Annotated in this window: 20 protein-coding genes; 1 reads left to right on the forward strand and 19 read right to left on the reverse strand. The window is 46.8% G+C overall.

Going from position 1 to position 23,053, the window contains the following annotated elements; genetic code table 11:
- Positions 1-28: 28 nt before the first annotated feature.
- From EXIG_RS09305 to EXIG_RS09340, 8 genes are all read right to left on the reverse strand, one after another.
- Positions 29-1,018: a YpdA family putative bacillithiol disulfide reductase gene (locus tag EXIG_RS09305; RefSeq protein WP_012370682.1), complete on the reverse strand. Its 990-nt coding sequence runs from the start codon at positions 1,016-1,018 to the stop codon at positions 29-31.
- A 113-nt stretch (positions 1,019-1,131) separates the two neighbouring features.
- Positions 1,132-2,397, reverse strand: coding sequence for a Glu/Leu/Phe/Val family dehydrogenase (locus EXIG_RS09310; RefSeq protein ID WP_012370683.1), 1,266 nt, complete (start codon positions 2,395-2,397; stop codon positions 1,132-1,134).
- A 131-nt stretch (positions 2,398-2,528) separates the two neighbouring features.
- Positions 2,529-3,476: a D-alanine--D-alanine ligase gene (locus EXIG_RS09315; protein WP_012370684.1), complete on the reverse strand. Its 948-nt coding sequence runs from the start codon at positions 3,474-3,476 to the stop codon at positions 2,529-2,531.
- A 177-nt stretch (positions 3,477-3,653) separates the two neighbouring features.
- Positions 3,654-4,244: an adaptor protein MecA gene (locus tag EXIG_RS09320; protein WP_012370685.1), complete on the reverse strand. Its 591-nt coding sequence runs from the start codon at positions 4,242-4,244 to the stop codon at positions 3,654-3,656.
- Positions 4,245-4,303: 59 nt separating this feature from the next.
- Positions 4,304-5,188, reverse strand: a complete 885-nt coding sequence (locus tag EXIG_RS09325; protein ID WP_012370686.1) for a MerR family transcriptional regulator — start codon at positions 5,186-5,188, stop codon at positions 4,304-4,306.
- 71 nt (positions 5,189-5,259) lie between these two features.
- Positions 5,260-5,463 carry a hypothetical protein gene (locus EXIG_RS09330; RefSeq protein ID WP_148206623.1) on the reverse strand — a complete coding sequence of 68 codons (204 nt, stop codon included), beginning with the start codon at positions 5,461-5,463 and terminating at the stop codon, positions 5,260-5,262.
- A 33-nt stretch (positions 5,464-5,496) separates the two neighbouring features.
- Positions 5,497-6,930, reverse strand: a complete 1,434-nt coding sequence (locus EXIG_RS09335) for a RecQ family ATP-dependent DNA helicase (protein ID WP_012370687.1) — start codon at positions 6,928-6,930, stop codon at positions 5,497-5,499.
- A complete protein-coding gene (locus EXIG_RS09340) occupies positions 6,927-7,940 on the reverse strand; it encodes a YpbB family protein (RefSeq protein ID WP_012370688.1) in 1,014 nt (337 codons plus the stop codon). Before EXIG_RS09340 ends, EXIG_RS09335 begins: the two co-directional genes overlap by 4 nt.
- A 285-nt stretch (positions 7,941-8,225) precedes the next feature.
- On the opposite strand from EXIG_RS09340, the gene EXIG_RS09345 reads away from it, so the two are divergent.
- Positions 8,226-8,474: a ferredoxin gene (locus EXIG_RS09345; RefSeq protein ID WP_012370689.1), complete on the forward strand. Its 249-nt coding sequence runs from the start codon at positions 8,226-8,228 to the stop codon at positions 8,472-8,474.
- A 100-nt stretch (positions 8,475-8,574) separates the two neighbouring features.
- Here EXIG_RS09345 and EXIG_RS09350 read toward each other — a convergent pair whose 3' ends face one another.
- The 11 genes from EXIG_RS09350 to EXIG_RS09400 all read right to left on the reverse strand — a co-directional run bounded on the left by EXIG_RS09350 (position 8,575) and on the right by EXIG_RS09400 (position 23,030).
- Positions 8,575-9,534 (reverse strand): ABC transporter permease, encoded by a 960-nt coding sequence (locus tag EXIG_RS09350; protein WP_012370690.1) that lies wholly within the window; start codon positions 9,532-9,534, stop codon positions 8,575-8,577.
- Positions 9,534-10,607, reverse strand: coding sequence for an ABC transporter permease (locus tag EXIG_RS09355; protein WP_012370691.1), 1,074 nt, complete (start codon positions 10,605-10,607; stop codon positions 9,534-9,536). The genes EXIG_RS09350 and EXIG_RS09355 overlap by 1 nt, the downstream gene beginning before the upstream one ends.
- A complete protein-coding gene (locus EXIG_RS09360; RefSeq protein WP_012370692.1) occupies positions 10,604-12,133 on the reverse strand; it encodes an ABC transporter ATP-binding protein in 1,530 nt (509 codons plus the stop codon). Before EXIG_RS09360 ends, EXIG_RS09355 begins: the two co-directional genes overlap by 4 nt.
- 65 nt (positions 12,134-12,198) lie before the next feature.
- Entirely contained in the window at positions 12,199-13,272 is a 1,074-nt protein-coding gene (locus tag EXIG_RS09365) for a BMP family lipoprotein (RefSeq protein WP_012370693.1), read from the reverse strand.
- A 128-nt stretch (positions 13,273-13,400) separates the two neighbouring features.
- Positions 13,401-14,120: a GntR family transcriptional regulator gene (locus tag EXIG_RS09370; RefSeq protein ID WP_012370694.1), complete on the reverse strand. Its 720-nt coding sequence runs from the start codon at positions 14,118-14,120 to the stop codon at positions 13,401-13,403.
- A 222-nt stretch (positions 14,121-14,342) separates the two neighbouring features.
- Positions 14,343-15,362 carry a BMP family lipoprotein gene (locus tag EXIG_RS09375; protein ID WP_012370695.1) on the reverse strand — a complete coding sequence of 340 codons (1,020 nt, stop codon included), beginning with the start codon at positions 15,360-15,362 and terminating at the stop codon, positions 14,343-14,345.
- Between the two features lie 231 nt (positions 15,363-15,593).
- Positions 15,594-17,759, reverse strand: coding sequence for a DNA translocase FtsK (locus tag EXIG_RS09380; protein WP_012370696.1), 2,166 nt, complete (start codon positions 17,757-17,759; stop codon positions 15,594-15,596).
- A 72-nt stretch (positions 17,760-17,831) separates the two neighbouring features.
- The gene (locus EXIG_RS09385) at positions 17,832-19,496 is read right to left on the reverse strand and encodes a ribonuclease J (protein ID WP_012370697.1); all 1,665 of its coding nucleotides are present in this window, start codon (positions 19,494-19,496) and stop codon (positions 17,832-17,834) included.
- Between the two features lie 152 nt (positions 19,497-19,648).
- Positions 19,649-20,311 (reverse strand): M15 family metallopeptidase, encoded by a 663-nt coding sequence (locus EXIG_RS09390; RefSeq protein WP_012370698.1) that lies wholly within the window; start codon positions 20,309-20,311, stop codon positions 19,649-19,651.
- Positions 20,311-21,570, reverse strand: coding sequence for a lipid II:glycine glycyltransferase FemX (locus EXIG_RS09395; protein WP_012370699.1), 1,260 nt, complete (start codon positions 21,568-21,570; stop codon positions 20,311-20,313). The genes EXIG_RS09390 and EXIG_RS09395 overlap by 1 nt, the downstream gene beginning before the upstream one ends.
- Positions 21,567-23,030, reverse strand: a complete 1,464-nt coding sequence (locus EXIG_RS09400) for a UDP-N-acetylmuramoyl-L-alanyl-D-glutamate--2,6-diaminopimelate ligase (protein ID WP_012370700.1) — start codon at positions 23,028-23,030, stop codon at positions 21,567-21,569. Before EXIG_RS09400 ends, EXIG_RS09395 begins: the two co-directional genes overlap by 4 nt.
- Positions 23,031-23,053 lie beyond the last annotated feature (23 nt).

Below are 23,053 nucleotides of genomic sequence, written 5' to 3' on the forward strand. Positions count from 1 at the left end.
GAGGCCTCTCCCTTTTATTGCTTATGAATCACGGTCGAGCTGTTTCCGGTTTCAGGCGGTGTTTGAGACTGTCTGCAATCAACCCGCCGTGGAATCGTCCGTTTTCAATAAAGATTTTATTGGCATCATAACCAGCGGCCACGACACCGGCAATGTAGATTCCCGGAACGTTCGACTCCATTGTCGTTTCGTCAAATGCGGGAATCCCTGTTTCCGGATCGATTTCGATGCCCGCATCGGCGAAAAGACCGATGTCCGGTGTATATCCTGTCATCGCAAATATAAAATCTGCTTTGACAGCAGATTGTTCACTATGAACGGAATATCGCACTTCCGTATTTGTAATTTCATCAATCGTCGCGTCAAACACCATCGTTACTTTTTCTGCCCGTACCAACGATTCGAAATTCGGCAGGACCCACGGTTTGATGGACGGACTATAGGATTCCCCGCGATACAGCATCGTCACACGGGCGCCTGCCTTTTCGAGCTCGATGGCCGCATCGACACTCGAATTTTTTCCGCCGATGACGACGACATCCTGACCGTAAAACGGATGGCCTTCTTTAAAGTAATGGAAAACATGCGGTAAGTCTTCGCCCGGAATGTTCATCAGGTTCGGCAATCCGTAGTAACCGGTCGCCAGCACCACTGATTTGGCCGTCCGCGTCACAACTTGCCCGTTCCGGAGCGATGTCACGTTAAACCCACCTTCAATACGTGCGACGTCTTGAACCGTCTCAAACGGTCGCACAGTGACCTCTTTTCGCCGCACGACTTCCCGGTAATAGACAAGGGCATCTTGCCGTTTCGGTTTTAATTCTTTATTGATGAAAGGCACACCGCCGATTTCTAATTTTTCACTGCTTGAAAAAAATGTCTGGTGTGTCGGATACTGATAAATCGCTTCCACGATGTTTCCTTTTTCAATGACTTCGACAGTCAGTCCAAGGTCCTGCATTTCAATTGCCGCGGATAATCCGCAAGGTCCTGCGCCGATGACGATACAATCCAACATATCTCTTTCGCCTCTTCCACTTGCTTTTTTTTCATCTTAGCAAATCTTTCCCGTCGAAGAAAGAAATAACCATACAAAAAAGCCCACTTCTAGACGAAGTGAGCTGACTGAGATTAAACCCAACCGCGGAATCGTGATGCTTCCGCCATTTTCCGGACACCGACCATGTATGCCGCAAGTCGCATGTCGACATTTCTTGTCTGTGCCGTCTGATACACCTGGTTAAAGGAATTGACAAGCACTTTTTCAAGTTTTTCATGAACTTCTTCTTCCGTCCAGTAATATCCTTGGTTATTCTGCACCCATTCAAAGTAAGAGACGGTAACGCCACCACTCGAAGCAAGGACATCCGGAACAATCAAGATATCACGTTCCGCTAAAATTTTCGTCGCTTCGTTAGTCGTTGGACCGTTCGCTGCTTCGACGACGATACTTGCTTTAATGTCATGGGCGTTATCTTCTGTAATTTGATTTTCGATGGCTGCCGGTACTAAAATGTCACATTCCAGTTCAAGCAACTCTTTATTCGAAATGGTATTTTTGAAAAGTGTCGTGACGGTACCAAATGAGTCCCGGCGATCGAGCAGATACGGAATATCAAGACCGTTCGGATCATGTAACGCACCGTACGCATCACTAATGGCGATGACTTTTGCACCAAGATCATGCATGAACTTCGACAAGAAGCTTCCGGCATTACCGAATCCCTGAACGACAACACGTGCTCCTTCAAGTGTAATTCCTTTTTTAGCAGCCGCTTCACGAATCATGATGGCGACACCTTTTGCCGTCGCCGTCTCACGACCATGCGAACCACCAAGGACTAATGGTTTCCCTGTAATGAAGCCTGGTGAGTTGAATTCATCGATTCGACTGTACTCATCCATCATCCAAGCCATGATTTGTGAATTCGTAAAGACGTCCGGTGCTGGAATGTCTTTCGTCGGACCAACGATTTGACTGATGGCACGGACATAACCGCGGCTTAATCGTTCAATCTCACGGAAACTCATCTCACGCGGATCACAAATGATTCCGCCTTTACCACCACCATAAGGCAGATCGACGATTCCCGCTTTTAGACTCATCCAGACGGACAAGGCCTTGACTTCGACTTCCGTGACATTCGGGTGGAAACGAATTCCGCCTTTTGTCGGACCGACCGCATCATTGTGCTGGGCACGGTATCCGGTAAAGATTTTTGTCGATCCGTCATCCATCCGAACCGGAATCCGGACCGTCAGCATCCGAAGTGGTTCTTTCAACAATTCATACATTTCGTCTGGATAACCCAGCTTCTCAAGAGCTTCCTTGACGATTTCTTGTGTTGCTTCGAGTACATTCTTGCGATGATTTGCGTGTTGTTGGTCAGTGATCATTCCAACGTTCCTCCCCATAAGTGGCATCCCCTATGCCGTTTCCTTGTTCGGATAAAGTATACCTTTTTCCGAGCCGTAATGAAAGGGGTTCCCATCATATTTGTAAGCGCTTTCTACCATCTACTTCATTTTCAGTTTTTTCTACTGGCCGATTCGCTTTCATGACGTGTGATTGCCAGTTCAATAAACGTTTCCACAAGTTCCGGATAGTCGATTCCGACGGCCCGAGCACCATCCGGGAACAGACTCGTAGATGTCATTCCCGGCAACGTATTCGTTTCTAAAATAACCGGTGCCCCTTCATCGGGAACGAGGAAATCGGTCCGGGAATAGCCGGCGCATCCTAATACTTGATGGGCCAAAACAGCCCATTCCTGTAATGTTTGCGTCGTCTTCTCATCGAACTGTGCCGGACAGATGTGCTCCGATCCGCCGATGGCATATTTCGACTCATAGTCATAGAATTCATTTTTCGGGATAATCTCGATGACCGGCAATGCTTTTTCTTGTCCTTTTGCCCCGAGAACCGGTACCGTCACTTCACGTCCTTTGATGAATTGTTCAATCAAGACGGCATCATCCGCCTGGAAAGCCAGTTCAATACCTTGACGTAACATCTGCTCATCCATCGCAATCGTCAACCCATTCGAAGAACCTTCTTGGGCCGGTTTGACGACACAAGGAAACTGGGCGTCCCACTGTTTAATTTTTTGTTCGATGTCATCTCCACGCTCGACCAAGACATCACGTGCAATCCGGATTCCCGCCTTTTCAAAATGTACCTTAGAGCGCGCTTTATCCATCGCTAACGCGGATGCCAACACTCCTGAACCGGTATATGGAATACCCGCCATCTCGAGCAGCGCCTGGACACGGCCATCCTCACCATATTTGCCGTGAAGGGCAATGACAGCGGCCTCTACTTGTAGATTTAAAATTTCTTCTGCACGCTCTGGATGAAAGTCGACGGCAACGACTTCATGCCCTTTACTTTCCAGCGCATTAATTACCGATTTCCCACTATTTAATGAAACTTCCCGTTCACCGGAAATTCCGCCAAACAATACTGCCACTTTCATCTTGTTCACTCCTTCATCTTACGTTCAATGCTTATCATACCATCACTTTTTGTATGAAAAAACACAAATTGGTCGCAACCACCGTCCGGACATATAAAAAGTCACTTCCCGATTGCGTTCGGTGAAGTGACTTTTTAGTTACATCTTGAAAATTCCCGTTAACGACAGTCATCGGAATCAAGGTGTAAAGCTTGCGATCATTGTTGGAACGGCTTGTTCCAACAGGATGGTTTTTCCGTATTCGGACATCACGAGCGGACTTTTCGGACTGGGTACACCGTATTCCGACAAAATCGTCGTTACAGTCTGCTCGACATGTTGCTTCATTTGTTCTTGGAAGTATAAATAATAGCGGTCTTCGAAGAAATACAGTGTGCCACCCGTTTCCGTTTGATCGATGTGACGTGCCAAACCATGACTCGCCTGAATGACATCTTCCAATTGGTCGAGTTGATAGAGGACATGATGGACGATATCGACCGTCATCCGAATCTCAACTTGATCAAATTCCTCAAACGTTTCTTCCGGCAGGGCACCTTCACGCCGAACGTCGACCAACATACCGTCGTTCGGGAAAAATGTTACAAAAAAGTCGAGTGTCCCGACTGCATGAAATCCATAATTCGATTCAGCTTCTTCCAGTAAATTACGTAATAAAGCCTGGCCTTTGCCGACAGCCAATGTCTCCGGTCGAACGTCATGGACCGACAGTTCTTGTTTTGATACGAAGACCCGTAAATGACCTTGCTTAAATTGCTCAAACCTCATGTTAGACTCCTCCAGTTACTCGGCAGAGTACAAATGCTCTCCGTTCGATATGACTCACACTATACACCAGTTGTCGGAGTGAGTCGACTTAACCAACTTTTCCAAGCGTTGTCATCGGATCCAAGTAACATATCTCCGTACTTTTCCGGATGTTGCTCAACGGCATAGCCGCCTAAACCAATTTCCGTTTGTGGTGCCTGCTTTTGAATCTGGTCAATTGCTTCATCTAAGTCCTTCAAATGATCCGAGATTGTACATGATAGCACGACTGCTCGAGGCGTCAGCTGTTTCGTCACTGTTACAAGATCCGGTACAGGAATACCCGCTCCAAGGAAGATGACATCGAATCCGCTCTGACGGAGGTACAGCGTAAAAAACAGCAATCCGAGTTCATGTTCTTCTTCCGGCGCGCAGACACACAAGATGCGTGGTAAAAATGGATTGATCGGCATTTGAAGAGACAATGTCGAGAGACGTGCCCGTAAAAAAGCGGTCGCGAAATGTTCATGGGCAATCGTAATCGTTCCCTTTTCCCATCGCATCCCGATTTCATGTAACAACGGACCGACGATGTCTTGGATGACCTTATCAAAGCTGAACATCGAAAATGCTTTGTTCATAATGTCATGGGCATGTCGTTCTTCGAAATTCGTCAGTGCTTCGAACAATTGATCCCGCAGCTCGATTCCATAATCAATCGGAACCTCCGTTCGATTCACGGGCATTTCATATAATTGAATGGCTTTTGAAACCGACAGCCCTTCTTTTTGTTTATCAACGATCCAACGCAGCTTGGCAACATCGTTATCACTGTAAATACGATGGCCTGATTCGCTCCGATCCGGATCCAATACTTGATACCGCCGTTCCCAAGCACGAATGGTCGTCGGATTGAGTCCCACCAATGCAGCAACTGCTTTGATATTATATTTCCCACGATCCATGCACCGTGCCTCCTTTCTTCTTCCCTTTAGTATACCCGTAAAGGAAAAAAATCTCCGTTCATAATGTGCGCTTACATCATGAAACCGATGGAGACAAAGGCAATGATAATTGTAATCATCAAAACTGTGAGTGTAATCGCGAGTGGATTTTTAGCAAATGGTTGTTTTAATCGTTCATTGCGAACGTGTTCGATTCTTGAGGATCGAGGAGGTAATGACGTGCGTTGTTGTTCATCTTGCCGATTTTTTCGTTGATCCTGTTTACTCAATTTCATCACCTTTTCTAAAAAATAAGGACTACTATTAGTTTACACTGAAGGACGGGATGAAAAAAAGACTTCTTCTAGCCGGTTCTTCCAGTCCAGTTGGGCAAAACCGGTCCGGACGACAGGTTCATCCATCGTAATCGTGCCGCAATTGTCACAACACCGGTCTTGTACAACGGGACGTTCGTCAAAATGTTCCAATATGAATGCTCGGCGGCAAAACATATTTTGAATATAATTTATCATTTGCATGAGTTCACGTAAACGTATTTTTTTCCGTTCCTCCTGCCACTCGATGATTTGGGATTTTGTTTTCCCTTCCGTAAGCTGACCTTTTAGCAGACGATAAGCCGGATCGTCCGGATCGAGATGCAGGCGTTGCTCAATCGCCTCAAACGACTCCCCTCGTCCGCGGTATTGCGTCACTTGATCAATCCAAAGCAGAGACGCATATTGTTTATCCACTAAAAATTGTTGAAGTTGCTGATCTCCCGGTGCATAAAGCAATACTGCGGTCGACGGTTGCCCGTCCCGTCCCGCTCGACCGATTTCCTGCATATAGGCTTCAATCGTCGCCGGCATCGTGTAATGAATAACCGTCCGGACGTTCCCTTTGTCGACCCCCATACCAAAAGCACTGGTACAGACGAGACAGTCGATTTCGTCGTGCAGAAACTGTTGTTGGATCAGTTGGCGATCTTCCGGTTCAAGACCGGCATGATAATAAGCGGCCTGAGGAACAATCGATGCAATCCGTTCTGCTTCTTTGCGTGTCGTCGTATAAATGACACATGGACGATTGACGGTTTCCAATCGTCGGCTCAAGACCTCATCTTTTTTACTCGGCTCGGTTTGCTCGACGATGAGTTGAATTTCCGGCCGGTTGACGGAATGGCGAATCCGCTTCGCTTGCGTCAGCGCCAGTCCCCGAATGATGTCTTGTTCGACTTGTGCCGTTGCCGTTGCCGTCAAGGCTAAGCAAGTTGGATTGCTGAGTCGTTGGCGAATCTCACCCAGTTTAGCGTAGTCCGTCCGGAACTCATGTCCCCACTGCGAGATACAATGAGCTTCATCAACGACAAACAGATTAATTTTAATTTCCGCTAATCGCTGTTGAATTTGCGGGGCGGCCAATTGTTCGGGTGACAGATACAAATAACGCAATTGATTCAGATGACGTAAAATTTCTTCCTTTTGATCGCGGGATTCAAGAGACGTCAACTTAGCGACGGCTCGTTCCCCGCGGCGTTTAATCTGCATGATTTGGTCTTCGATCAGCGATAATAACGGGGATACAATCACCGTCAATCCGGCCGGTTGCAGATAAGACGGCAGTTGGTAACAAATTGATTTCCCGCCTCCTGTCGGCAGAATGGCGACTGTATCGTGACCGGCGAGGACCGACTCGACGATTTGCCGCTGTCCGTCTCGAAACGCACCATACCGAAAGACTCGTTTTAATACTTCCTCCATCATGAATGCACCACCTTTCTTGCTAAAACGATACGAATTTGAAAATAGTCCATTTCCTGTGTCAACTCTTGCTTGATCCGTTTCAGCGAAAACGTTTGGAGCCGGTCGGTGATTTGAATGACCTCTTCATACTGTGCAGCAGCAACAAACTGCTCGATCGGGAAAACGGGAGCATACATCGCAATTTCCACCAGATGATCCTCCATTGTACTTTTTTTCAAACGCCGTCGTTCAGCAATTTGCGGAACCGTGTAGCCCTGTTTCAGCAGATCCCAGGTTTTTTGCGCAGACTGTGTCATTTTGAAATGATTGATGTCGTTTCCTAAAGATAAAATCAGACTGTCTTCAGGCAAGACACGTAAACATCTTCGCCATGCAATCACGAATTCCAACTGGAGTGAAAGTAAATCCGTTCCCAGCCGTTCACTCAATTGAGGAAACGATAATCCTGTCTTTAATCCCGACAACCGGTAAGTGATCAGAATCGCTTCTCGTTCTGTCAATTGATGTAACGCCTGATTCAGTTCCTGATAGACGGCCGCTTTCCAGACGGACCGTTCAGCTACCTGACGGATTTGTTGTTTGACCCATTCCTTTACGCCGCTGTCTTGTTGCACCGGAATAAAAAAGGTTTTTTCATCCAGACAAACGATTGATTGGATCATCAGACTGACCCGTTTCCACAACTGCATCGGATAGCCGCGCAGTTCTCCACCTAAGTCATCCAGTAGAAAAGGAGAACCAAGTTGTGCTTTTCCGGCATCTGTCATCAGCAGATTCTGTTCCCGCTTAATCCATCCGGCATGCTCCAGTTCGTGTAAGACTTGCTCAAACCGGTCTTTTTTTAATGGAAGCATTCCAAAAACTGCTTCCAGTCCATAAAAGTGTGCATCTTGTAAGGAAGTAGCGGACCGCTTTCCTTGCAGCAGATGGAACAAGCTTCGATCCGTCCGTTCATTTTGTAATCGACTAATGGCTTCCAGTACTACCTGTCTCACAATCGTTTTTTCCATGTCAGCCCTCCCCTCCGTTACATCACCCGTTTTAACTTTAGTTTATCATCAGGATACATCTGGCTCCTGTTTCGTACACTTGTTCTTATTTTACATTTCCAATCAGATTTATGCCATGTTGAATCGATTAAAGAAACAGAAAAGGTGATTTCGCTCCGACAATCGGTTTATTCACATACTTCTGCCTCTTCCTCATTGAAATGCGCGCATGAGTCCGATACAATGACTTATAGATGAGAACAGTACTTAGTTTCCAATGTTTTCGAATCGAGAGGAGAATGACCGATGGCTAAATTTACAATTGTTGACAAAGACACATGTATCGCATGTGGTGCTTGTGGCGCAGCTGCCCCAGATATTTATGATTACGATGATGAGGGCTTGGCTTACGTCATTTTAGATGATAACAAGGGAACAGCTGAAATTCCAGAAGCATTATTCGATGATATGATCGATGCATTCGAAGGATGCCCGACGGATTCAATCAAAGTCGCAGATGAATCATTCGAAGGCGACGCACTTAAATACGAATAATATTCGCTTCACCGGTCTGCTCTTACACGAGCAGATCTTTTTTTGTCGTAAAAAAATCACTTTCCCGCGACAAGCGCAGAAAAGTGATTCTCAGAAAACGTCAGCGTTTTCCTTTAATATACGGTACACCAACAGCTTTCGGTGCATCCGCCCGTCCAACGACACCGGCAAGGGCAAGAATCGTCAACAAATATGGTGCAATCAACAAGTAAACTTGTGGAATTTGATCAAGAAGCGGTAACTGTTGCCCGATGATCGAAATCGCTTGAGCGAATCCGAAGAACAGGGCCGCTCCCATCGCTCCGAGTGGATTCCATTTCCCAAAAATCATCGCTGCAATAGCGAGGAAACCTTGTCCAAGAATCGTCGTCACGCTGAAGTTCAGTGAAATCGACGTCGCGTAAACAGCGCCGGCAAGACCACCGAAACCACCTGAAATCATGACACCGATGAAACGCATTTTTGTAACGTTGATTCCCATCGTGTCCGCTGCCATCGGGTGTTCCCCGACTGAACGAAGACGAAGACCAAACGGTGTTTTAAAGATGACGTACCATGCAACGAATGCTAAAGCAATCGCAATGTACGATGTGTAATAGACGTTGGCAAAAAACATCTTCAGTACCGGAATATCCGATAAAAATGGAACGTTTTCTTTCGAAATCCGGTTCGGAATCGAATCGGTCTGCCCTTTTCCGTAGAATGCCCGGACAAGGAAAATCGCGAGACCGACTGCTAACATATTAATCGCTACTCCAAGAACCGTTTGATCGGCCCGGAACAAAATGGCGGGAATCGCGAGGAACAAGGAGAACACTGCTCCAACGATGATTGCAATCAGCATGGCAATCCAAGGACTGGCAGCACCTAAGCCCATTTTCGATAACGTCAAGGCTGAGACGATACCCGAGAACGCCCCCATGACCATTAGTCCTTCAAGTGCGATATTGACGACACCGGAGCGCTCACTGAAAATTCCGCCGAGTGCCGCAATGATCAACGGAGCCGAATAGGCAAGTGCGATCGGTACGATAATATACAGTACTTCTAAAAAGCCCATTATTTATCGGCTCCTTTCACTTTTTTATCTTCGGATTTCTTGACCGTGAATTTCTCGATCAAGAGACGGATCGCATATCCAGAAGCGACGAAGATAATGATAAACGCGATGATGATTTTAATTAACTCCGGCGGGATTCCGATTTGTTGCATCGAAAGACCACCGATATTCAGACCGGCAAACAGCAAGGCGGCGAGTACGACACCAATCGGATTGTTGGCACCAAGTAAGGCAACGGCAATCCCGTCAAATCCGACACCCGTGAATGAAGCGTTTAACGTCATATTCTGGAATGTCCCCAAACCTTCCATTGCTCCTGCGAGTCCGGCAAATACACCTGAGATGACGAACGAAAGAACAATGTTCTTATTGACGCCCATACCGGCATATTCTGCGGCACTCTTGTTGAATCCAACGGCCCGTAATTCGTAACCAAGCGTCGTTTTCCAAAGGATGAACCAGAAGACGAGTGCTGCGATCACGGCAATGAAAATCCCATTATGCAGACGTGAGAAATCTGTCAACTCTTGCAGGAAAGGTGACGCAAGCGAAGCGGATTCTTTTACTGATTCCGTCCGTTCGTTTTCAATCCCGATGACATTCCGAAGAATATCGTTTGTCACGTACAGTGCGATATAGTTCATCATGATGGATGTGATAACTTCGTGGACATGGAATTTCGCTTTTAGGATACCCGGAATCGATGCCCACAGTGCTCCTGCGAGTCCTGCTCCGATTAAAGCAAGCGGCAGGTGAATCGCTGTCGGAAGATCAAACTCAATCCCGATCCAGACTGCAACCATCCAGCCGACCAATACTTGTCCCTCGACTCCGATGTTAAACAATCCAGTCCGGAAAGCGAAGGCAACAGCAAGACCTGCAAAAATCAACGGGGCAGCAGCTCGTAATGTTTCACCGATGCTGTACGGTTCCCCGAATATGCCGTAAAACAATTGATCAAATCCGTCAACCGGATTGTAACCGCCGGCGAGCATAACAATCGCACCGACGACCATTCCCAAGATGATGGAAAGAATCGGAATCAATATTCCGTAAAAACGTTCTAGTTTCATGAACGACCGACCTCCTCTTTCTTACCGCCGGCCATCAAGAAGCCAAGTTCGATTTCGTTTGTTTCTTTTGGATCAAGGAAGGCGACTGTCCGTCCTTCGTAAAGAACCGCAATCCGGTCCGATACTTGCAGGATTTCTTCTAGTTCAAATGAAATCAGAAGAACGGCGCGGCCTTTTTCACGTTCGAGTACCAATTGTTCGTGAATGAATTCAATGGCACCGACGTCCAATCCACGGGTCGGCTGTGCTGCAATCAATAAGTCAGGTGAACGGTCCACTTCCCGGGCGATGATCGCCTTTTGCTGGTTTCCGCCTGACAGAGCGCGGGCAAATGTTTCCGGACTTGGAGTTCGGACGTCGAACTTCTCGATTAAGGTTTTTGCTTTATCCATGACCTGACCGTAGTTCATGATGCCTGCTTTTGAATACGGTTTTTGATAATACGTTTGCAATACCATATTGTGACCGATTGAGTAATCGAGGACCAGTCCATGCTTATGACGGTCTTGCGGGATGTGTCCGACTCCGGCTTCCGTCACTTTTCGTGGTTTTAAGTTTTTAATGGATTTGTTATTGAGGAAAATCTCTCCGCTGTCCGCTTTACGCAAACCGGTAATGGCTTCGATCAATTCCGTTTGTCCGTTTCCGTCGATTCCAGCGATCCCGACAATTTCACCGGCTCGGATATCGAGGTTTAATCCGTCTACTGCCTTGATGCCGCGACTGTCTTTGACAACCAAGTCTTTGATGTCGAGCACCAGTTCTTGTGGAGTTGCCTTGGAATACTCCGCATTAAAGTTTACTTCCCGCCCTACCATCATCTCGGCTAATCTTGATTGGGTCATTGTTTCATCGATATCAACTGTTCCGATGTATTTACCACGACGAATCGTTGTACAACGATCGGCGACTTCCATGATTTCCTTCAATTTGTGGGTAATCAAGATAATCGATTTCCCTTCAGCAATCAAGCGATTCATGATCTGAATCAATTCTTTGATTTCTTGTGGGGTTAAAACAGCAGATGGTTCATCGAAGATTAGAATATCAGCACCGCGGTATAGTGTTTTTAAAATTTCAACACGCTGTTGCATCCCGACCGAAATATCTTCGATTTTTGCATCTGGATCAACGGCAAGACCATACTGTTCCGAAATTTGACGGACTTTTTCCCGCGCTGCTGCTCGGTCGATTTTCAAACCGGCTTTCGGCTCAGCACCTAAGATGATGTTTTCTGTTACCGTGAAATTTTGAACGAGCATGAAATGTTGGTGTACCATTCCGATTCCCAGATCATTCGCAACGTTCGGACTCGTAATATTCACTTTTTCACCACGTACACGAATCTCTCCAGCCTCAGGCTGATACAAACCAAATAAGACGTTCATCAGCGTCGATTTTCCGGCACCGTTTTCACCAAGTAAAGCGTGAATCTCACCTTTCCGAAGCTGGAGCGTGATGTTATCATTTGCGACGAAACTGCCAAACTCTTTTCGTATGTTTAGCATCTCAATGACGTATTCCAAGAAAATCCACTCCCATGTTTAGTTTAAAAGGGGAGGCCGCAGTACTAGCGACCCCCGCTTCCATTTTATTTCAGTGACGCTTCGTATTCTTTGTACTCGTCGTCAGTAGACGGAACTTTGATGTCACCAGCGATGATTTGTTTTTTGTAGTCTTCCACTTTCGTCAAGACGTCTTTCGCAATATTGTCTTGTGATGGCGCGATATCAACTCCGCCGTCTTTAAGACCGAACTCAACAACTTTACCAGCCGGGAAGTTACCGTCTTTTGTATCTTTAGCTACTTGTTCAACTGCTGTATCAACACGTTTGACCATCGAAGTCAATGTAACGTTTTCCGGCATACCTTCTTCTACTTGGTCACGGTCAACACCGATTACCCAAACATCTTCGCCGTTTTTCTTACGGTTTTTCGCTTCCGTGAAGACACCTTGTCCTGTTCCACCGGCAGCGTGATAGATGACGTCAACTTTTTTACCGTACATACCTGAAGCAATTGCTTGTCCTTTTTCAGCAGCGTTGAAATCTTCTGCGTATTGAACTTGGATATCCGCTTTTGGATTGACGGCTTTAACGCCGGCTTTAAATCCACTTTCGAACTTTTTGATCAAGTCTGAGTTAACACCACCGACGAAACCGACTTTGTCCGATTTCGTAGTCAAACCGGCAACAACACCAACGAGGAATGATCCTTCGTTTTCTTTGAAGACGATTGACGCAACGTTTGGTTTATCAACGACCATATCAACAAGTGCAAAGTTGTTGTCTTTGAATTGATCCGCAACTTTACCGATATCTTCTGCCATCAAGAATCCGATTCCGAGAATCAGATCATATTTCGCACGCGCCAATTGCTGAAGGTTCGGTTGGTAATCCGATTGTTTTGCCGACTGAAGATACTTGTAGCCCGTACCTTCTTTTAAGTCGTTGTCTTTACCGAATTTTTGAATCCCTTCCCACGCTGATTGGTTGAACGATTTATCGTCAACACCGCCCGTATCTGTAACCATACCTACTTTGAAGCCTTCTTTTTTGTCTCCGCCGCTTGAATCTTTCGAATCATCGTTACCACCACATGCTGCGAGTACCGAACTCATTGCTAAACCTGTTGCTGCTAATGCGAGAAGTGACTTCTTTTTCATCTGAAATAATCCCCTTTCGAATATGGTCATACAAAGTTCCTGACTACGTCAAGCACCTGAGGCTGGTGATGAGGAGCGTTACGTAGGTAGGCGGAAAGCGCTTTCAGTAAAACCCCTAAAACGAGTGGTTAAACACGCTTACGGATGACATGGAAATCAAACTTGTCCGCACGGAAATAGTTCGCTGAATAAAGAACGGATCGGTCAAGCTCATCATAATGCGTCTGGCGCAGTACGAGTAACGGTTGGTCCGTATGTAATTGTTCAGCGATCTTTGGATCAATCCGCGGCTCGATATGCGTAACCGCATGAGTGACACGGCGTCCTAATTCTTTTTCTAGTGCGTCAAACAGTGATGTCGAAGACGTAAACTGTTCTTCGTTTTTAATATAATGGCTCGGAATCTTATCGACACAATAAACGACAGGAACATCTCCCGCAAGTCGGATTCGTTCGATTCGATAAACCAGTTCATCCGGTCCTAACTGAAAACGTTCTCGGTCACGTTCAGTTGGTTGCACCATTTCTGATGACAATACTTCTGAGGTCGGAATCATACCTGCACGTGCAATCATCTCTGTAACACTGTAAAGCTCCTCAATCCCTGAAGTAAACGGTGGTCTTGCATTGATAAACGTACCGACACCGTGTTTACGGATGACGATGTTCTCATCTTCAAGAATTCGTAAAGCCTCTCGAAGAGTCGCTCGACTAACGCCAAGTTGCTTTGAAAGTTCAAACTCTGAAGGTAGCTTTTCGCCTTCCTTGTAAACGCCGTCATCGATGTCAGACTTGATTTTTTCAATCACACGTAAATAAAGCAAACGATGATCTAATTTAATCGACATGACGCATCTCCATCCTCTATCTAGTTGTAACCAGTGCTCAGACTTCTGACGTATGAGAACTCCAGCCAAGATAAGTATATGATGCCGGACTCAATCCTGCAATCATTTTGTAACAGGTTGGAAGTCTGACTTCTGGCGCTTTTGTAACCCTTTTCATAACGTAAATAAGTTTGGAAGAAAATAGGGCATTCTACCTAAGAACACCCTCTTTTCTCTTACCGCTTATTGTTCAGGGACAACTGTTTCCCCTTTAATGACAGCTTTTTTCGCTTGTTCAACTTTTTTCAACGTCTCTTTTGACAACTTGTCTGACTCCACTAAATCGACACCTTGTTCTTTTAAACCGTAACGGATTGTTTTTCCACCCGTTAATTTTCCGTTTTTGGCTGCATTCGCTGTGTCTTCCACTGCGCGGTCCACCCGTTTGATAACCGATGTCAACGTTACGTCTTCCGGCATACCTTCTTCTTTTTGGTCCCGGTCAACTCCGATGACTGAAACGTCTTCCCCGTTTTTCTTACGGTTTTTCGCTTCCGTGAAGACACCGTTCCCTGTTCCGCCCGCTGCCGGGAAAATAATGTCTGCGCCTTTTCCGTACATTCCGGCTGCGATCGCCTGTCCTTTTTCCGGAGCTGCAAAGTCTTCCGCGTATTGTACATCGACTTTAATTTTCGGATTCACGGATTTTGCACCTGCTTCAAATCCAGCACGGAACCGTTCAATGACATCCATCTTCATGCCGCCGACAAAACCGATATGATCCGTTTTCGTCTGCATTGCCGCGACGATTCCCGCAAGATACGCGCCTTCATTCTCTTTGAATGTAATCGATGTGACGTTTTTACCCGGAACGACATTATCCACGATGGCAAACTGTGTGTCTTTGAATTGTTTTGATACCGTTTCGATGTCTTCGTTAAAGGTATTCCCGATTCCGAACACTAAGTCTTCCCCGCTTCGTGCAAGTCGAGACAAGTTCGGTTGGTAGTCTTGTTGGGATTTCGATTGAAGATAAGAGTAGCCTTCATTTTTCTTGAGCTGATTTTCTTTTCCATATGCCTGTAGACCTTCCCATGCTGATTGGTTAAACGACTTGTCGTCGATTCCGCCTTTATCGGCAACCATTGCTACAGAAAATTCATCCTTTTTACTCGAATCTTTGTCTGCTGAACCTCCACATGCTGCTAATCCGACTGTCGCAACAGTCATCATTGATACGAATGCATACTGTTTTTTCATCATCGCCAACTCCTCTTCCTATTATGTGAGCGCTTTCATTATCTATTTGTGAAAAAGTCGCTCACGTACCTTTTATCGGGTACGCCAACTCATATGACTGAGTATGACAAATATTTCGCGCAAAATCAACAGACGTCTGACAACTATTTTCATGAAAACGGTTTAAGTTTTCTTTTTTTTGTTTTCACCGTCAAAAAGAGGATAAAGCACCCGGCTTTATCCTCTTTCCGATTATTAGTGACCCATGACGCGACGTGGTTTTGAGCCTTCCGACGGACCGATTAAACCATTTTCTTCTAGTGCATCAATCAGACGGGCGGCCCGGTTGTAACCAATCCGGTATTTCCGTTGGATCATCGAAGTTGACGCTGTTTCTTGTGTCAAAATGAACTGGACGACTTCATCATATAGCGGATCGTCGACTTCCGTCTCCCCTTCCGGAAGATCCTTTGGAATCATCGCTTCAACATATTGGGCTTTTTGCTGGGAGATGACATGGTTGACGATTGTTTCGACTTCTTCATCCGACAAGAACGCCCCTTGGACACGGACCGGTTTATTCATGCCGTTTCCAAGCAACAGCATATCTCCTCGTCCAAGTAGTTTGTCTGCCCCGCTCGTATCAAGAATCGTCCGGGAATCCGTCCCGCTCGAGACACTGAAGGCAATCCTCGATGGGATGTTTGCCTTGATGACACCGGTAATGATGTCAACGCTCGGTCGTTGCGTCGCGATGACCATATGAATTCCGGCTGCCCGTGCCATCTGGGCAAGACGCATGATGGCATCTTCGACTTCGTTTGAGGCGACCATCATCAAATCGGCTAACTCATCGACGATGACGACGATGTACGGCAGACGTTGATGGACTTTTTCTTCGGCGTTCATCTTATCAATCAGGGCATTGTATCCTTCGATATTCCGCGCCCCGTTCTGACTGAAGATTTCATAACGCCGTTCCATCTCCGATACGACCTGTTTTAACGCTTGAGCCGCTTTCTTCGGATCGGTCACGACCGGTGCCAGCAGATGGGGAATACCGTTGTAGACATTCAATTCAACCATCTTCGGATCGATCATCATCAACCGGACTTCATCCGGGCGGGCCCGCATCAAAATTGAGACAATCATCCCGTTGATGCAGACGGATTTTCCCGATCCGGTTGAGCCGGCGACTAAGACGTGCGGCATCTTATTCAGTTTCGCCGTGACCGTCTCACCGGAAATACTTCGACCAAGTGCCACGAGCAAGCGGTCCGGATCGGCCTGGACACTCTCTGCACCTAAGACCTCCCGTAGGGAAACCATGGCGACCTCCCGGTTCGGAACTTCGATTCCGACGGCAGCCTTACCGGGAATCGGTGCTTCGATCCGGATATCTTTTGCGGCGAGCGCAAGCGCCAAATCATCGGCTAGTCCGGTAATTCGACTCAGTTTGATGCCTTGATCCGGTTCAATCTCATATTTCGTCACACTGGGACCGAGATGAATTTTCAAGACTTTTGCTCCGATTCCGAAAGATTTTAACGTCGCAATCAATTTTGTCGCATTGTCTTTTAATCGTTTATTTTCTCCTGATAAATCTTTTGTGACAGGTTCTGCCAGTAAATCAAGCGACGGCAACTGATAGCCGTCCGGCGTCTCCGTCATCGTCAATGGTCCTTGTGTCTCTTTTGCCTGTGGTTCGACATGATCTGCAAAGCCGATAATCGGGACGTCCTGAAGAGTGACAGGAGCTTCTTCCGCCACAATTTCTTCAATGGCCTGTCTTTTCAGTGTCTTCTTATCATTGACCGGTTGCACCACCGCTTCTGACCGGTCTGGTTTCTTTTTCTCAGGACGTTCTTTGACGACAGTCTGCCGTTCACGTTGCTGGAATTCTTGAATCCGTTCTCTGATTCCTAAAGCCAGTTCACTGAAAAACGTCGGTTGCAGCAAATGAATCCCTGCCACAATCAGAAATAAACCGATCATGAATGCGCCAAAACTCGAAATATAATAGGACGAACCTTGATACAACCACGCATTCATGGCTCCGCGCGGTTGACCAAGCAGCAAGTCAATCCAGATTAATCCGCCGAGAATCAAAAACGACCAGGCCCATTTGTTTAACCGTGGTTGATTCGACAAAATCAGCAACAGCAGTCCGCCAATCAATCCGTACAGGAGTGAACCAAACTGTCCGACCTGATCTTTCGCAAACTCGGCCAGTACTTCTCCGACACGTCCAAACTGTCCAAGTGCCAATACATACGAAAGCAGCGATAAGACCGCAATGATGGCTGCATATGTACGGTATTGAATCGGCTGACGTTGCTTTTTCGCTGGTGGCCGTTTTTTAGCCGGTGTACGTTTTCGCGGCGGGGTTTTCCGGACCGGTCCTTTTTTTGTCGTTGCCATCTTTTTCTGACCTCCTGATAAAAAAACGACTCAGCTGACCATCCATCGGCCTCCCTGAGTCGCTCCTTTTTGTTAGATTTCCATGATGATCGGTAAAATCATCGGACGACGTTTCGTTTGTTCATAAAGATACGAACTTAACTTGTCACGAATCAATGACTTCATTTCCGTCCAGTCAAGCTCACCTGTTAATTTACCTTGCAGTTGCTTGGCAACAATCCGGTTCGCTTCGTTGATCATATCTTCTGATTCACGCATGTAGACGAATCCACGTGAAATGATTTCTGGTCCGGAGACGATCGTTTTGTTTTTACGGCTGATCGTGATGACACAAAGGACGACACCGTCTTGCGACAGAAGACGACGATCGCGTAACACGATGTTTCCGACATCACCGACACCGATTCCGTCAATCAAGACGTTTCCGGCATTCACTTTACGTGACATCCGGGCTTTACGTTTCTCGAACTCGACGACATCCCCATTTTCAATGATGAAGATGTTATTTGCATTGACACCAATTGTTTGTGCTAAACGGCTGTGTGCCTTCTGCATCCGGAATTCCCCGTGGATCGGGACGAAGAATTTTGGTTTGATCAAGTTCAGCATCAACTTCAAATCTTCGGCATGTCCGTGACCGGATACATGCACTTTCCGCTGGTTATAGATGACGTTTGCACCGGCGCGGAACAACAAATCAATCGTTTTCGAAACGGATTTTTCGTTTCCGGGAATCGGAGACGCCGCGACGACGACTGTATCATTTAAACGGATGTTGACCTGCTTGTGTGCATTCCGTGCCATGCGTGTGAGTGCTGCCATCGGTTCGCCTTGCGAGCCCGTTGTTAAAATCACGACTTGATTGTCATCGAGTCGATTGATATCCGACAGTTCGACCAACGTCTTTTGTTTGAAACGCAAGTAGTTCAGGCGTTGTGCCACTTCGACGATATTGACCATACTGCGACCGACAACGGCCACTTTACGGTTGTTAGCTTCTGCCGCTGCAAAGACTTGTTGCAGACGATGGACGTTTGATGCGAATGACGCAACGATCACGCGACCCGGTGCCTCGTAGATGACGTCGTTGAGTTCCGACCCGACCGTTGATTCCGATCCGGACATTCCGGGACGTTCAGCGTTAGTTGAGTCTGATAAGAGACAAAGGACTCCCCGCTGACCAATTGCGGCAATTTTTCCGAAATCAGCTTGTTTTCCATCAACCGGTGTGTAATCAAATTTAAAATCTCCCGTGTGTACGATTGCCCCTTGCGATGTTTGGATACATACCCCGACTGCATCCGGAATCGAGTGATTGACACGGAAAAATGTAATGAAATGACCTGCTACGGTTAATTTCGTCTTGGCATCAATTGGACGAAGATCTGCCTTTTTCAATAAACCGGCTTCTTTTAATTTAATTTCAATTAAACCCAGTGTTAAGCGTGTTCCATACACCGGCACTTTTAAGTCCCGTAAGACATAACTGAGGGCACCAATATGGTCCTCGTGTCCATGCGTGATGAAAATCCCTTGGATCCGCTCTTTGTTTTCTTTTAAATAACTAATGTCTGGAATGACTTTATCAATTCCAAGCATCTCATCTCCTGGGAACATTAATCCGGCATCGATTACGAAGATGTCCTCGTCGAGTTCGACGACGTACATGTTCTTACCGATTTCACCGGCGCCACCAAGAGCAAAGACGCTTACCTTTTCCGTCTTTTTCTTTGACACGATATGACCTCCTATTTGTATTCACTTTTCGTGAGCCGTCCACTTATCACTATCACTATTCTAGCCGAACTTTGCCATTCTGCCAACAACAGGGATGGTGAAAACGAAAAAAACATCGCGCGGACCTTCTTTCGGTCCACACGATGTTCGTTTTACGGATTCAACAGCTTCTCGATTTCTTCTGTTCGGTTCGCTTTTTCCTGCCTGCCCGGTTTTTCACCTGCTTGAAGTTCATTCAAGGAATAGCCGAATGTCATCTCGAAGTGCGGATAGTCAACAAAACGTTTCCAATCCCCTCCCCATTCAAAGCCAAGCGCCTTTCCGACAGCAGCGACCTCACGCCAGTCACTTTTACCGGATTGATTTCCGTCATACTCTAAATCGTAAGAAATGTCCCCGTCTATCATTTGAACGAAGTCAATCGCTAAACCATAGTTATGCATCGATTCCCCGCCCCGGGCGTTCGTCACGACTTCTCCGGCTTGCGAGCGTCCTTGTTCATACAATGCGTCCTGCTGTTTTTTCGTCCGGTATCCTTGGGTGATCCGGATGTCGATGTTGTAGCAGGAATGACTGAGACGAATCAAATCCTTGGCACCTGCACGGACTGCCGGATGAAGTTGCTTTAACTGATCCGAACTGTCGTTGATGAGACGGTTCTCACCAGCGCGGTCGCGGGGACAACTCTCCAGTCCCAGCTCCGGCTGATCGATTAAAATGCTTGGCATGCGATTAGTCGACGCTGCCAGAAAGGAGCCGATGGCAAACATGACCAGCAGGAACAAAATCCAAATGAAGATTGTTCCCCGCTTCATTAGCGGCGTAACTTCTTCCGGATTTTTTGAAGAATCGGTAATCCTGTTTCAAGCAACAGATACAACGGCTTGTTCAGGACATAGTCAAACTCTCCGATTTTTTCAATCATTTCACTGCCCCAACCGGACTTAAAGGCATACAATCCGGCATAGTGGTCATCCGGATCCGTTGACCCGCTGACACCACCAAAGTCGTATGAGAGGGCGCCGTGCGCTTTTGCATGACGCATCATGGTCCACTGCATTAAATGGTTCGGCATGAACTCACGGTATTCGTTTGACGACGCACCATACAGGTAATACGACCGTCGACCGGCTAACGTCAACAAACCGCCCGACAGAATCACTCCGTTCGGGTGTTTTGCCGCAATCGCCATCAATTCAGTTTTCGACTTCTCTGCTTTTTCAATCTGAGCAGTCGTTTGTTCCAGTCGATTATTCAAACTGTTGATTTTTTTCTCGACCGTTTCTTTTTCAAGTTGACGATGAATCTTCACCAATTCCTTCTCTGCTTGTAATAAGGCCGCTTCCGTATTTTCAAGCGCCCGGACGACATCCAATTTCGTCAAAAACAATGCCGCATCTCCGGTTGGACGAAGATGGTCGTATAGATTTTCAAAGTAATCAAGACCGCGGATGGAGAACCCGTCGCGTTCACCCGTTTCGACCATCAGGTTGGCGAATATTTTCAACTCTTCCCGTGATGCTTCGTAACACACGATTCCTTTTCGTTCGGCCAAACGGACATTGTAACGGAACTTCGAATGGAAGCGGTCAAAGATTTCTTTTTCCGACCCTTCAAGACTTGTCTCCATCGTAAAACGCGGTTGCGCATAATCAAATCCGCCTCCGAATCCGTTGTGCTTAAACCCTAACGCCTTCATTTCTTGAAGTAAATTCGGATATTCCGTCCGATCAACGTTTGGATCGAGTTTAATTGTGATTGCTTTTCGCTTTTTCGCGACTTGGATCGCTGCATCCCGTAATGCGGCAACAGCTGCCTGATCTGTATAATCGACGACAAATCCGCGCGGAGCATAACATAACGTAAACGGTAATTTCGGAACTTTTTTAAACAATAACAGTGCGACCCCGACCAGTTGACCACTCGCTGTCCCGACTGCAATCCGTTCATGTGTCCAGCCGGTCGCTGCCTTGACGGATCCCCAAGCCGGTAACTGCAAGAGGTCTCCTTTAGGATGGGTTTTTACAAACTGTTCAAACTGAGCCTGTTCAATTTCAAGTTGTTGATAAGTCACTTCTTTTCCTCCAATTGGCGTATCATCTCTTTGACGAGTGCTTCTTCGTCGAGGGGTGTTTTCTCATCCCCAATGATTTGATATTTTTCATGCCCTTTTCCTGCCAGGATGACGATGTTATCCGGACGGGCGAGGCTCGCTGCATAGCGGACCGCTTCTTCCCGGTCTCCGATTTCAACGAATTGATCGTGAAGCATTCCGGAGGCGATACCGGATGTAATCGACTCATACGATTCAAAACGGGGATCGTCCGTCGTGATGACGACAGTTCCCGCATACGTCGATGCAAGTTGACCCATCATCGGCCGTTTCGTCACATCGCGATTACCGCCTGTTCCAATCAAGAAGATAATGTTTTCTTTCGGAACATCGACCAGTGCTTTCAGACATTGTTCAATGCCGTCCGGCGTATGGGCATAATCCACATAAATGTTGTACCCGTCAATCGGCAATCGTTGCATCCGGCCTTTTGCCGGCTGTATCTGAGTGATCGCATTCGAAATCTCAGTTAAACTGTAGCCGATTGACAGCAGGATACCCGTTGCAAGCAGTAAATTATAGACATTGAATCGACCGATGAACTGAACGGTCAATTCGACTGCCTGCTCTTGATAGACCATCGTAAAGGTCGTTTCCTGAAGGGTTTGTGTAATATTTTTAGCCTGTAAGTCGGCCGGCTGCTCAATGCCATATGTCAGTACGCGGGCACCCGTCATCATCTCAAATAAATGGCTGATCTCATCATCTGCATTCAAGACTGCTACTTTCTTATCCGACAGCCGTTGTCCGAGTTGCGCAAAGAGCAGACCTTTTGCTCGTGCATAGTTCTCGAACGTCTTATGGAAATCCAGGTGGTCGTGCGTCAAATTCGTAAACCCAGCAACATCAAAATCCGTTCCGGTCACACGACCGAGCTCTAATCCATGCGAAGAAACTTCCATGATGACGTCTTCGACGCCCTCTTGATGCATCTGATGGAAAAAGGCCTGTAATTCCGAACTTTGAGGTGTCGTGTTGCGACTCGGGACGACCCGGTCCCCAATTTTGACTTCAACGGTACCAATGATTCCCGTTTTCCGCCCCAGCTGAGCCAAGACGTCACGTACGATGGTCGTCGTCGTTGTTTTTCCGTTCGTTCCAGTGATTCCGATCATCCGCATCTTTTCAGAAGGATAATCATAAAACTTCCCGGCAAGTTCTGCCATCGCTCGGGTTGTACTCCGGACAAGAATGACAGGAATCGTCACATCGAGCAACCGTTCTGACACGATGGCGACAGCCCCCTGTGCTTCGGCCTGTTTGGCATAATCGTGTCCATCCACTGTATAACCTTTAATGGCGACAAATAACGTTCCCGGCTTCACATCACGTGAATCGGTTGTTAAGGAGGTCACGACTGCCTCTACCATACGTTCCGTTTTTTGAGTCTGAATGACTTCGATTAGTTCAGCTAAATTCAAGGGTATTCCTTCTTTCTCAACAA

Origin of the sequence: Exiguobacterium artemiae 255-15, from assembly GCF_000019905.1 — a bacterium.
GTDB lineage: Bacteria > Bacillota > Bacilli > Exiguobacteriales > Exiguobacteriaceae > Exiguobacterium_A > Exiguobacterium_A artemiae.